The organism is Streptomyces sp. NBC_01351 (assembly GCF_036237315.1).
In the GTDB taxonomy this organism is placed as follows: domain Bacteria; phylum Actinomycetota; class Actinomycetes; order Streptomycetales; family Streptomycetaceae; genus Streptomyces.
The window spans coordinates 8,349,456-8,361,542 of record NZ_CP108356.1 but is presented as its reverse complement, the minus strand read 5'-3'; the positions used below and the strand labels follow the sequence as shown (position 1 = coordinate 8,361,542).

Genomic DNA, 12,087 nt, shown 5'->3' with positions numbered 1-12,087 from the left:
CCTGCCGATAGGACGCCCCCACTTGACCACCTCCATAAGCCCGCTGGGCACCCTCGACCTCCCCACCCCGGACTCCGGCCCGTACGCGCTCGCCATCGGACCGGACGGCCGGCTGTGGTGCACCCTCGTCCGCACCGGGCGCATCGCCCGCCTCACCCCGTCGACCGGCCGCGTCGAGGAGTTCGTACTGGACTCCGCCGACTGCGGCCCCACCCTGATCACCGCCGGACCGGACGGCGCGCTGTGGTTCACCCGGTACCGCGACCACCGGATCGGCCGGATCGCGGTGGACGGCGAGAGCCGCTCGTACGAGCTGCCCGGCGGCGCGGGCGGCCCGTACGGGATCGCGGTCGGCCCCGACGGCGCCTTGTGGTTCACCTGCACGAACTCCGACCGCATCGGCCGGATCGGCATAGACGGCCGGATCGTGGAGTTCCCGCTGCCGTGCGAGGGGGGATTCCCGTCCTTCCTCACTGCGGGACGCGACGGGGCCCTGTGGTTCACCCTCAACCAGGCGAACGCCATCGGCCGGATCACCGTCTCCGGCGAGGTCCGGCTCCACCCCCTGCCCACGCCCGGCGCCGCCCCGGTCGGGCTCGCGGTCGGCCCGGACGGGAGCCTGTGGTTCGCCGAGATCGGCGCCGGCCGGATCGGGCGGCTCACGACCGGCGAGACAGCAGGCGTGGAGTTCGCCGAGTTCGCGCTGCCGGAGGCCGACTGCCGCCCCCACGCCGTCGCGGTCGCCCCGGACGGGACCTGCTGGTTCACCGAGTGGGGCACCGGCCGGATCGGCTCCGTCACCCCGGACGGCAAGCTCACCGAGCACCCGCTAGCGGCCCCCGACCGCGAACCCCACGGTCTGGCCTTCGCCCCGGACGGCACGCTGTACGTCGCCGAGGAGCACGGCGGCATCTCCCGCTGGGAGGTGCGCCGCCCTGGAAGCGTGCCAGAAGAACCCGGTTGAGCCGGCCGGTTCAGCCAGGCACACTCGCCCGATGAGCCACAGCACGCAGCCGGGCCGCTGGGACCGGCCCCGGTGATGCTTCGCTCGAGGGTGTTCGTGTGCACGGCGTCAATGCGAGCCCACCGGACGGCCGGGCTCCCGCGCTGACTGTCTCCACCCCTGTACGCAGTCCGGCGAGGAGATGCTCATGTGACGCAACGGGCAGACACCGCGCCGGGTGCCTGCCTGCCGACCTAGCCGACGTGCTTGCGGAGGTCCTGAACACGAACGATCCGGTGCATGTCGCACTCCGAAGACAGGTCCCGTACCTCAGCGTCCAAGGGCGCTACACATGCGGGTGCGGTACCGCCTACTTCGAACTCGACACCAGCGAGGTGGAGCCCGCACCCACCGGCCCCGGCACTGTCGTGGCGGCCGAAGCGCAGCTCGTCACCGAGGCCGGCGAGTGCCCCGGTGAGGCCCTGGTCTTCACACAGGGCGGCTACATGTCGTGGCTGGAAGTCTGTTCATGGAGTGACGACATCGAGGTGACACTGGCCGGCGCGCGTCACTGGCTGCAGTTGCGACACGCTCTTGATCCGAACGGCCGGCGTCCAGCGTCAGACCGCATGGCCCCGAGCCTTGAGCCGCTCTGCGGGACAGCCCTCAGGAGTGGGATGGATCAGGTTGCAGCCCGCGGCGGTCTGGGAAGGGCCGCGCAGTGGGGCGGGTGGCGGTGACCAGGTTCGGTGAGAGCCAGGCGGGGCAGCCCGAAGCGCAGGAAGGTGCTCGTGTGACCGTTGCAATCAAGTCCGCTCGACCAGCCCGCGACCAGCTCGAAAGTGGAAGGGCAAAGTGCCCTCGATCTGGGGAAAGCGCCGTCCGTGCGGTACGTGTCGCGCTACTGTCCCCACCTTGCGGCACTGACATGTTGGGAGATAACGATGGACCGGGCAGAGCTACAGGCCAAGATCGACGAGCTGATGCGCCAGTACCACGACGAGGAGATTGACGGCGCAACCTACGCCCAGGCGATGATGGAGTTGACCGCCTCCGCCCAGGAGTGATGCCCGCTCCGCAGTTGATCCTCTCGGCATAGGTGCGCAGCCGACCCGTCTCACCGAAGGTGTACCGATGCGCCGTAGCGCTGGTCACGCCCGATCTATCGAGTACTTGGCCAGGGCCTCGGCGTCAGCGCGAGGCTACGGTCGTCTCACCGGCAGGCGCCTCTCCGGTGTCGGAGGGCGGCGCACCATCTGTCCATCTTCAGTGAGACACGACCCAACTCCGGTGAGACAGGTCAACCGGACCGCGTTTCCCGCCTCCGCCAACCGAGGTCCGGCAGGGAGCGCAACGCGGAGTGCAAAGCACTCGCGCAGCACCGCGTTGAACACGCTGCGCCATGTCAGGCCCGCAACGCACGGTTGCGTTTGTCCGCGTTGCATGGCCCGTGTTGCAGGGCGTCCGAGTGCAGTTGGCGGACTACCTCCCGCCCGCCCAGGCCCATGCCACCGAGGAGGTGAAGATGCGGGTAGCCTCACCGGTCGCCGCCCCGGACTGTTTTCGCCGGCGGTTACCACTCACAGCGGGCGGGACGTTGTCGTGCGGCTCGGATCAGGTCTTCGGTGCGCGGGTGGTGGGGAACCTTGAAGGATTCCGGGGCCAGGATGAGTGCCGGGGTGTTGCCGTAGTAGTGCGCGCCCCAGCCCGTGTGGAGGGTCAGGTTCAGACCGTGTCGCGCGGCGCGGGCGTCGGCCTTACCGAGCTCCTGCAGTGGCACGTCGTAGGGGTACCAGACGTAGGCCACCATGCGGTCGCCCACCCACCAGGCATCCTCGTGGTCCACCCTCAGCTCGTCGTTGAACGAGGGCAGGTCGGGGGTCAGGGCGCATTCGTCCCACTCGCCTTCGAAGTCGCGGTCGGACTTGCCGAAGTTGGGATGGCACCGCGGGAACTTGCCGCGCGGTTTGCGGCGTTCCAGGTTGTCCTGGTGGATCAGGTGACAAGCAGGGCGGAACGTGCGGCCGTGGTAGCGGCTCGTGGTGATGCCGTGCCCCTTCTCCAGAATCTCCACCATCGCGTCCCTGATGTCGTCGTACGAGAACCGCTCCCGTTCGCCGCGCCGGCGGTTGGCTGCCATGGCCGTGCTCCTCTCATGTCCACCGGTGAACGCGGCTGGCTGGTATGCGGACACGGGGCCGGAAGCGCCATAGGGGTACATGCACATCAGGGCGCCGCCAGCCCCGGACTCCATGCAGACCTCTTCCCTCGGCTACGCGTGGAAAGACTTCTCAATGCCGTTGTCAAGCCGCGTGGGTGGTGTCCTGACGGGGTTACGCCGCTGGTTCAACGCTCACCGCGATGGCTCGTCTCCGAAGGTGGACCGCCAGGACCTCCATCTCGACGAGCGTGCCGATGAGACCGGTCTCGGCGAGTTCCGTTGCCTGCGCTCGTGCTTCGCCCAGGGACAGTTCCCGTGCACTGCGGAGGGCCTGCAGTACGGGAACAAGGCTCGGCACGTCTCCAGACAGGCGAAGCCGCGCCGGCCCGTGCGCTTGCAGCAGAGCCTGTCGAATGTTCTCGGGCGTGACGGGGCCGCTGTCTTCCTCGCACCACCCGTTCGGGCAGTCCACGCATCGCCCTTCGGTGCCCCAACAGAGCATGCCGCGGTCGAAGAACTGACCGACATCGCAGGTCGTCGTACCTCCGCAGGCACTGCACCGGCCTGTGACCTGTACTCCTTGTGTGATCACAGGGATCTCCTCAGCGTCATGGGTCAATGCTGATGGGATCCTCCCTGAGAACTCGGTTTTGGTCGATCAGGTTTGCGATCTGTGAGAAGCCCTATTGGGCGGTCGCTGCCGGTGGCGTGAGTTCGCCAGCCCCTGGCTGTCACTCCACTGACGCGAAGGCCGGGCGGTGGTCAAGGTGACGATCTATAGGAGCTTCAGAGCCGAAAAACGTGAACGCTCACCCGGAGTCGGGACGGGAGCGGGTGCGGGTACGCGGCCAGCCGGAGGCGCGCCCCACGGGTCGCCGGAGCTGCCCATGCGCGAGGCCAGCCCGTCCCGGGCCGGCGGCACTACAGCATCGGGAGTGAAGGGACGGCGCCCTTTGACGGGAGCGCTGCCACGATCGGATGGTCCCGTCCGATCGGACCGAGCTTCGCACTGCTGCCGGGGGCGCCGAGGTCGGAGAAGAACTCGGCGTTCACGGTGTTGAAGTGCTGCCAATCCTGCGGGGTGTCGTCCTCGAAGAAGATCGCCTCGACCGGGCACACCGGCTCGCAGGCTCCGCAGTCGATGCACTCGTCCGGCTGGATGTAGAGCATGCGCTCACCCTCGTAGATGCAGTCGAGAGGGCACTCATCCATGCATGCCCTGTCCTTGACATCCACACAGGGCAAAGCGATCACAAACGTCATCGAACTGCCGTCCTCTCCAGGTGGTTCCTGCCCGCCGTTCCGACGCAGCCGACCGTATGGCCTCAAGTAGCCTTGAGGTCAACAGGAGGCTTTTCATGACGAGCAACCGTTCCGGCGACGTCCGGGCCACCCCGGACGACTGGCTGAGCATCGGCGAGGCGAGCGCACGAACCGGAGCGGCCGTCTCCGCCCTGCGGTTCTACGAAGAGCTCGGCCTGATCGCGTCCGAACGCGACGATCGCAACCAGCGTCGCTACCCTCGCCACATGCTGCGCCGTGTCGCATTGATCTCGGTTGCCAAACGGATCGGCATCCCGTTGCAAGACCTTCGAGAGGCGTTCGCCGACGTACCGCTCGACCGCCCACCAAGTCACCAGGAGTGGCAGCGCGCCTCGCGAAGTTGGAAGCGTCGGCTGGAAGAGCGCCGACAGACCATCGAGCGACTTGAGGCCGAGCTCACCGGATGCATCGGATGCGGATGCCTCTCGATGAAGGCATGCGCTCTACTGAACCCCGGAGACACGCTCGCCGGCGACGGTGTCGGCCCCCGACGACTGTGAGACGGGCATCCCGCCAGAGAGTTCAGCACGGTCGCTACACAGACTGCGGGCTACTCGGTCCGGTAATCAGTCCCGTCGCCGACCTGCACAAACCCTGGCTGACGCCATCCGCCTCGACCACCACGCCGAAACCACGCACCAGCTAAAAGCCCGCACCCCGACCCGCCGAACACCCCGCTGACCTGCATAATCCCCTGAAAAACGCGAAATGACGCCTCGATCCTTTAGACCCAGACGCCACCTGCAACACCCAGACGACTCCCAACCAACCCGAAACAACCCCAGGTCAAGCCGCATCTGACGCCGCAAACCCGTTCTCACGTAGACCTGCAACACCCCAGCTCACCGAACCACCGATACCGCAACCGCCCTTCCCCTCAGCGACACCACGGCCTCCTGTCCGGATGACGAGAGCCCCGGTAGCCGGCCAGAGATGATCAGGAGCTCGGGTAATCGTGGCCGTGAGGCGGGTACTCCTGGACGGGAAGGTCGGTCACCCCGTAGAGCACGATCTGCTCGAACGTCACCACCTCCTCAGCGAGCGCGTCAATCTCCTCGTCCGTACCGAAGGCCTGGCTGGCAGCGGCCAACAGCCGCACCGAACGCTCCTGATCCGCCCGCGCCCCACGCCCCACCCCACTGCTCGGACACGGTGACCCGGCCGACATGCAGAACGCTCCCGCCCGCCACGCGCTGACCAGCACCACCACACCCGCCAGCAAGCCCACGGCCACACCCGCAACCCCATACCCGGCACGGTCCGCGTACCAACCGCACCCCGCCAGAACCGCACCCGCAACGCAGCCGGCTGTGGTCGGTGGCCGCGCGGCTGATGACCCTGTACGCGAAGACGTTCCCCGGATCAGACGGGGCGGCGGCCGTGCGCTGGTACCGGATGGCCGCGAGCGCCGCCGACGAGTCCGGGGACCCGGCCGCGCGGGTGTGGGTACGCGGCCGGGCCGCCATCGCCCTTGGGCACGAGGGGGCTTCCCTCGGCGCCGCCGACGTCCTCGCCGACCAGGCCCTAGCCCTCTCGGAGCGGCCCTCCCTCGGGCTGCTCAACGCCATCTACGGCAAGGCCCACGCCGCCGCCCTCCGCGGCGACCGCGCAACCGCCCTCGCCCTCGACACCCAGGGGCGCGGGGTCTTCGACGCGGCCGGCTCGCACCAGCAGACCTCGGACTACGCGGTGCCGTGGTGGCGGCTCAACGTGTTCCGGTCCCTGCTCATGGCCCGCCTCGGCGACGAGAAAGCCGCGACCGCCGCGCAGGACCAGGCCCTCGCCGAACTTCCCGCGAGCCTGCCCCGCTTCGCCACCCACCTCGAACTCCACCGGGGGCTGATGCTCGCCCGCTCCGGCGACAAGGCCGGGGGTGTCGCGCACGCCACCGCCGCGATGGGCGCCCTGCCACCCGAAAAGCACAGCCTCACCCTGCGCATGCTGGTCAACGAAATCCGGGCCTGACCAACGACCCCCGGCACACCCGAGGGTGCGCCGGGGCCACTCGCAGCCGACAAGCCCCTACGCGCTTGCCGCCCTGTCGCGCGTGAGCTGCGCGCAGCGCAGGCCGCCGCCCGCGTGCCACTCCAGCACCGGGCCGACCTCGTCCCCGTGCTCGGCGCACCAGAGGACCGGGACCAGCCGCCGCAGTCGTGGCGAGCGCACACGCAGTCCTCGCCAGTCCTCGCGTGCGGGACTCCGTGGCGGACCACGCCGCCCCCGCCGGTCTGCGAGGCGGTGCCGCGCAGGCGGGCCGGCCATTCCAGCGTGATGCGCAGGCCGCCCGACCCGGACCGGAATCGGTCGGTCACCCTCACCTCGCCGAGCACCGCGAGCGGGCCCGCACCGGGCGCGGTCAGCCGGGTCAGCCCGGCCCCGAACTCCCCGGCCGCCAGGGCGGCCAGGGCGTCGGCGTCCTGTCGACGACCCAGCCCGACAGCTGGTCGGTGCCCTCGATGTCGTCGGCGAGGCCCAGCCACGGGGCATCCTCGCTGACGCCCACCCCGCGCTACCACCGCACTCATTCACACGGGGAAAGTGGGAACACCACAGGTCAGGGCGTTGTGGGACCGGGGTCCGGGACGGCCAGGAGGTGACCGAGGGGGTCCTCGGGGGCCGGGGACGAGCGGGAGGCTCCCCGGGTCCGGGGATTCTGGTGCTCCCCGCCGCGGCTCTGCGGCCGGGGTCACCAGGACCGCGATCCCGCAGCGTGGACACCGGCCCACAGCGGGCCCATGGTGCGGTATCCGTAGAACGTCATGTCGGTTTAGATGGGGGGAGTTGCTGTGGCGCGTAGGCGGTCTCGCGGGATGCCTGATGAGCTGGCCAGGCTGGGGATACGCGGGGATGGTCAGAAGATCACCATCGTTCCGGATGACGTGCTCCGGCACATGAAGAAAGTTGATCTGACGCTGTATCAGACCAGGGTGGTGCAGATCGTACATCGGCTGAGCACGCTGCCCGGCCGTCACTACGAGACGCCCCCGTACCAGGATCTAATCGCGCGCATAAACGAGATCCAGGCTGAGAGGGTGGCGGCTGAGCGGGCGGCGGTCCGCAAGGAGCTCGCGCGCAAGGAAGCCGCCCGCCTGGTGTCCACACCGGTGACCTCCCGGCTGAAAGCACTGGCTGCGAAGAAGGCGGAGGAGCAGGCCGCCATGAGGCGGAGGGCGCGGCAGGTCGCGAACCTTCCCCCGCTGGCGGAGCGCAAGCGCGGGGACTGGTGGGACCACTAACAGGAGTGCTGGACTCGCGCGCGCTTCAACGGAGCGCGCGGGGGCGAGCAGGCCGAGGAGATTCTCCCGGCCGCCACGCCGTACCGGCCCCGGCCGTCTCGTCCTCCTCCGGCTCGTCCTCGACACCCGGGATGGACGAGCGAGTCCCCTGGGTCGAGGGGCCCCGGACGAGCGGGACGGCCCCCGCCTCCAGGCGGGCCGGCCGTTCCAGCGTGATGCGTAGGCCGCCCGACCCGGACCGGAATCGGTCGGTCACCCTCACCTCGCCGAGCACCGCGAGCGGGCCCGCACCGGGCGCGGTCAGCCGGGTCAGCCCGGCCCCGAACTCCCCGGCTGCCAGGGCGGCCAGGGCGTCGGCGTCCACGTCGTCGACGACCCAGCCTGACAGCTGGTCGATGCCCTCGATGTCGTCGGCGAGGCCCAGCCACGGTGCATCCAGCCGGAACCGGCCTGTGGCGCCCATGTCACCGCGTACCAGCAGCGAGGCCTCCCCCGCCCCGGCGGGAAGGATGATCTTGTCGTTGGCAAGCAGCCACGCGACGACGTCGGCCCGGTCGAACTCCGGATGCACCTCGGTCCCGGCGGTCGGGGTGGGGAAGTCGGTGTGGCGGCGGCGCCAGTTGACCACCGCCGCCCGCCCCATCCCGGCGATCCGGGCCACCTCGGCGAGCAGGACCCGGTCCGTGTCCGGGGTGACCGGGGTCAGGGCGGCGAGCAGGGAGCGGCGGCCCGGACGGGTCTCCCGCACCGCCCGCCAGTCCACCCACGGCCGGACGACGTCCAGGAGCGCGATGTCCCGGGCGCTGTAGAGCGGGACGGTGGTCACGCCGCCGTGGTGCTTGTAGCCGACGTCCACCGTCCCCACCGGGGCGACGTACCCGAGGCGGACCACCCAGTCCCAATCCGCCCTGCGGACCCCGAGGCGGGCGGCGGCCTGGTCCGGGCCGAGGGGCACGTACTGGTCCAGGAGCGCGGGCAGGTCCCGGCGGCGGGCCAGGGCAGCGACCTGCTCCGGGTGCACCTCGGGCAACTCCACCTCACCGCCGAGCGCGTGGTCGTCCACCCGCCGGACGCCGAGGGCGGGCACCGGGTCTGCGTCAACGGCGAAATCCTCAGCCGCGCCCTCGGCCCCCGCGACCTCCTCGAATTCCTCCGCCGCACGAGGCTCGACCCGGACACCGTCAACCTGGACGACCTGCTGCTGATCGAGTAGGGCCCGGCAGCGGACCAGCCGCATGGAAACCCGGCCCCGATACAGGGTGAGCTGGTGGCAAACGCTCGCCGTGGAGCTACGTCGCACCCATTGCGCATCGCGTGAGGAACGCGACGGCCCTCCCGTGGGGAGCCGGGAAGACAGTCGGCCCGGAATGGTCCCTGATGGGGGCATCACCCCCGCTCTTCTTGCTCCCAACGTGCCAGGATCTCGGCCACGCGCGGGTACCGCTCAAGTAGCTCGGCATCCGTCAGGTCCATGCCAGCTGCCCCCAAGATCGCGGCGGTGCCGACTGGCAACGTCCGCTCTATGGTGCGGTACTCGTCGGTCACGGGACCTCCAGCGTTCGGTCGACTGAGGCGCCTACGATCCGCCTGGCAAATGCCTCCGTCAACCCCTGCGGAGGGGGTCGTTCCAGAAGGAGCACACATCGTTCACTCAAGCTCTGCGAGCCCGCTCCTGACGCACCTACGCTTCAGCGGTCCGCCAGTCGGCCAGCCCGCCGTCCAAGCCGAGACCCAGGCCCGCCGGCACAGCCCTGCCTCAACCAGGACGAGCGGCACCTGCTCCCACGAAGCGGGCCCTACGGATACGGTGACCGCCGCGGCCGGCCGCGAGTCCCATGCCCTACGACCGGGTCCCGTTCTGGCGGGGCCGGGAGTTCTCGTCTGTCGAGCATCTCGAGGCCGAGGCCCCGGCCTGGTGACGCAAGGTCGCGGGCCGAGGTCAGTGCCGGCCGCTGGGCAGGGCCTCTGGTGCCGCCACCGCGGGAGCTAACGGTCCTGAATCGCGGGAGGTACCGGCTCAGTGCGCCTGCTGGTGCTGGGTCAAGGTGACGGTGGCGCCCGCGCCTGCGAACAGGACGACGGTGATGCAGGTGCAGGGCCGACCGTGGACGGTGGTGTGGTCGGGGGGAAGGCTTGGCCGTTGACGGTGATGGCGGGGTGGGTGCCGTCGAAGTGCGGATCACGCCTCCGGCTGGAGGTGTGATCCGCACTTTCGAACAGCAAGGAGTTAGCTCCACAAGTCCCCACATAGCCACAGGTCAGAGCATTGGATGGGCGAAAATCGCCCCCCTACGGGGAAGCCCGGAACAGCCCCGGACACACGACAGCGCGGGCCGCCACCGTGATAGTGGCGGCCCGCGCCAAGGTCGATCCGGGAGCTGGATTCAGGCGGCAGTCAGGACGCCCGCTCGAAGGCCAGCGTCGCGTTCGGGCAGTCAGCCGCGTACTTCAGCAGCCCCTCACGCTCGGCCTGGTCCACCGCGAGACCCCCTCGCCCTGAACAGTTCAAGGCACCCGCCGATACCGGCAGGTCTACACCGCCATTGCTGTCAGCACGTCCCAGACTTCGCCGTCAAAGACCAGCAGCCCAACGCCCAACGCCCAACACACCGCCGACGCTCACGTACATGAAGGCGGTCCGGAGGCGTGCGGCACCCCACTCCTGAAACGCTGCACCCACTGCCACCAGCAACACGATCGCGGCCATCAGCTGCACACCCACATGCCCCACCGGACACCCCACATCTCTCGGACCCGAAGGCCCACCTATCATGCCCAAATCTCCACCACGGCACGCCGAGACTCCAAGGAGCACCCAGACCGGCGCACCGCCAGAACCGCGTACGCGAGGGAGAATTCACCCCTTCGGAGAAGTCTGGATCCGGTCCCGGACACACGACAGCGCGGACCGCCACCGTGGTGGTGGCGACCCGCGCCGAGGTCGATCCGAGAGCTGGTCTAGTCGGTGGTCAGGACGCCCGCTCGAAGGCGAGCGTCGCGTTCGGGCAGTCGGCCGCGTACTTCAGCAACGCCTCACGTTCGGCCTGGTCCACCGCGAGGCCCCAACGATGGGCACCATGACGGCCTGGACCGCGTCCTCGTGCCCAGGCGACGCGGCGACCGGGCGGCGCGATCAGCGATCGTGGAGAAGGGCGACCGCTTCGGCGAAGTCGGCATGCGCGGGTTCGAAGGATCGTGCCGCGACGAGGAACATCGACCGGTCGGTGAGGGCGCGGGCGAGGCGTGCGTGGTTGTCGGGCAGGCGGCGGGCGAGCGTCACACCGTCGTCGAAGTACGGCGTGAACCGGTCCTTGAACAGGTAGGGGTGGTCGCCTTCGCGGACGGCCGCGCGGATGCCGATCCTGCGTTGGACGTCGACCAGCTCGGGCAGCCGATCGGCCCCGCGCAGTCTCGCCGCCTCCGCTTCGAGGCCCGGCAGCATGCCGAGAAAACCGTCCCGCACGTCGCGCGACCATCGGAGCTCCGTGCCGAACGGCGGCATCGGGGACTCGGGGCTCGCGGCGGGTTCGGCTGCCCGCCCCGACAGGACGAAGAGCGTCCTCCACCACCCGAGGATGCAACTCCAGTTCTTCGGCTCGCCCGTGGTCGCGAGCTCCTCCAGGACACTCAGGGCCTCTCGCCGGGCGGCCGCAGCACTCGCCTCATCCCCGACGGCCTCCCGCATCCGGGAGAAGTGAACCAACTCCCAGGTGAGTATCGCCAGAGCGGTGCGCTGTTCGGCCGCCTTGCGCCGGGTCTCCTCAAGGAGCTCGCGGAAGACGGCTGATGCGGCGTCGTGCAGCCCGGCGCCCTCCAGGTTCGCCGCCCACCGGACCATGTTCCAGAAGGAGTGCTCCGGAATTCCGTTCCGGGCGCCCTCTTCGTCGAGCTCCGCGGCCTCCCTGAAGTGCCCCTCCTCGGCCAGAACGCTCGCCAGGGGATCGCTTCGGCCGGCCTCGGCAAGCTCCTCACAGATTGCGCGTCCTTCCGCCCTGTGCCCGAGGGCGAACAAGGAAGCCTGATAGGCGTCCAGGGCCCGATGTAACCGCTCCGCCCGGTTCGGCGCCCCGACCTCTATCCTGCGAGCGGCCCGGGAAGCCTCGGCGGCGAGCGCGAGGTCCACCTTCGGATCCCGGATCTCGTGGCGCAGCGCGAGCAGGGCGTCGACCAACTTCGGCATGTACGCCTTTGGACTCACCTCGGCCAGAACCCGGTACGCGCCGACCAGTTCGGCCCGACTCGGCCGTCCGGACCCCAGCAGCAGCACGCGGGCCCGAAGCACCGCGTCGTGATCGATCGTCACCATTCCCCCTGTCTGCGGATGACGCACGAAGGAGATTCTGAGTGGCGGGGAACGGACCGGACAAGCCTCGCGAACTGTGCGTTCCGTCCTACGAAAAACGGCGCTGACCTGTCATGATGGA

General features: G+C 69.6%; 14 protein-coding genes and 1 pseudogene. 7 read left to right on the top strand and 8 right to left on the bottom strand.

All coding sequences use genetic code 11. From position 1 onward, the window contains the following. The first annotated feature begins 22 nt into the window (after positions 1-22). From OG625_RS38565 to OG625_RS38555, 3 genes are all read left to right on the top strand, one after another. Entirely contained in the window at positions 23-964 is a 942-nt protein-coding gene (locus tag OG625_RS38565) for a Vgb family protein (RefSeq protein WP_329390240.1), read from the top strand. A 242-nt stretch (positions 965-1,206) separates the two neighbouring features. Continuing rightward, positions 1,207-1,683 (top strand): hypothetical protein, encoded by a 477-nt coding sequence (locus OG625_RS38560; protein ID WP_329390238.1) that lies wholly within the window; start codon positions 1,207-1,209, stop codon positions 1,681-1,683. 204 nt (positions 1,684-1,887) lie between these two features. Then, on the top strand, positions 1,888-2,010 hold the full coding sequence (locus tag OG625_RS38555) for a hypothetical protein (RefSeq protein ID WP_329390236.1): 123 nt from the start codon (positions 1,888-1,890) through the stop codon (positions 2,008-2,010). A 506-nt stretch (positions 2,011-2,516) separates the two neighbouring features. Here OG625_RS38555 and OG625_RS38550 read toward each other — a convergent pair. Both OG625_RS38550 and fdxA read right to left on the bottom strand, forming a co-directional pair. After that, a complete protein-coding gene (locus OG625_RS38550) occupies positions 2,517-3,083 on the bottom strand; it encodes a hypothetical protein (protein ID WP_329390234.1) in 567 nt (188 codons plus the stop codon). Positions 3,084-4,025: 942 nt separating this feature from the next. Beyond that, on the bottom strand, positions 4,026-4,367 hold the full coding sequence (fdxA, locus tag OG625_RS38545; RefSeq protein WP_329390232.1) for a ferredoxin: 342 nt from the start codon (positions 4,365-4,367) through the stop codon (positions 4,026-4,028). Between the two features lie 95 nt (positions 4,368-4,462). Between fdxA and soxR the strand changes: the two genes are divergently transcribed. Further along, on the top strand, positions 4,463-4,927 hold the full coding sequence (gene soxR, locus OG625_RS38540) for a redox-sensitive transcriptional activator SoxR (protein ID WP_329390230.1): 465 nt from the start codon (positions 4,463-4,465) through the stop codon (positions 4,925-4,927). A gap of 437 nt (positions 4,928-5,364) precedes the next feature. Here soxR and OG625_RS38535 read toward each other — a convergent pair whose 3' ends face one another. Then, a complete protein-coding gene (locus OG625_RS38535; RefSeq protein WP_329390229.1) occupies positions 5,365-5,526 on the bottom strand; it encodes a hypothetical protein in 162 nt (53 codons plus the stop codon). Positions 5,527-5,732: 206 nt separating this feature from the next. On the opposite strand from OG625_RS38535, the pseudogene OG625_RS38530 reads away from it, so the two are divergent. Continuing rightward, positions 5,733-6,392 (top strand): annotated as a pseudogene (locus OG625_RS38530) (XRE family transcriptional regulator); the annotation flags it as partial. Positions 6,393-6,449: 57 nt separating this feature from the next. Here the strand turns inward: OG625_RS38530 and OG625_RS38525 are convergent. Next, positions 6,450-6,593, bottom strand: a complete 144-nt coding sequence (locus OG625_RS38525; protein ID WP_329390227.1) for a hypothetical protein — start codon at positions 6,591-6,593, stop codon at positions 6,450-6,452. 199 nt (positions 6,594-6,792) lie between these two features. Next, on the bottom strand, positions 6,793-6,930 hold the full coding sequence (locus OG625_RS38520; protein WP_329390225.1) for a hypothetical protein: 138 nt from the start codon (positions 6,928-6,930) through the stop codon (positions 6,793-6,795). A 307-nt stretch (positions 6,931-7,237) separates the two neighbouring features. Between OG625_RS38520 and OG625_RS38515 the strand changes: the two genes are divergently transcribed. Continuing rightward, positions 7,238-7,663 (top strand): hypothetical protein, encoded by a 426-nt coding sequence (locus OG625_RS38515; protein ID WP_329390223.1) that lies wholly within the window; start codon positions 7,238-7,240, stop codon positions 7,661-7,663. Positions 7,664-7,688: 25 nt separating this feature from the next. On the opposite strand, the gene OG625_RS38510 is transcribed toward OG625_RS38515, so the two are convergent. Then, positions 7,689-8,684, bottom strand: coding sequence for a hypothetical protein (locus OG625_RS38510; RefSeq protein ID WP_329390221.1), 996 nt, complete (start codon positions 8,682-8,684; stop codon positions 7,689-7,691). Here OG625_RS38510 and OG625_RS38505 point away from each other — a divergent pair. Beyond that, positions 8,679-8,876: a hypothetical protein gene (locus OG625_RS38505; protein ID WP_329390219.1), complete on the top strand. Its 198-nt coding sequence runs from the start codon at positions 8,679-8,681 to the stop codon at positions 8,874-8,876. The two genes, OG625_RS38510 and OG625_RS38505, sit on opposite strands and share 6 nt — an antisense overlap. Before the next feature lie 173 nt (positions 8,877-9,049). Here the strand turns inward: OG625_RS38505 and OG625_RS38500 are convergent, their stop codons facing one another. Next, entirely contained in the window at positions 9,050-9,208 is a 159-nt protein-coding gene (locus OG625_RS38500; RefSeq protein ID WP_329390217.1) for a hypothetical protein, read from the bottom strand. A gap of 1,588 nt (positions 9,209-10,796) precedes the next feature. Continuing rightward, a complete protein-coding gene (locus tag OG625_RS38495) occupies positions 10,797-11,969 on the bottom strand; it encodes a hypothetical protein (RefSeq protein ID WP_329390215.1) in 1,173 nt (390 codons plus the stop codon). Between the last annotated feature and the right edge of the window lie 118 nt (positions 11,970-12,087).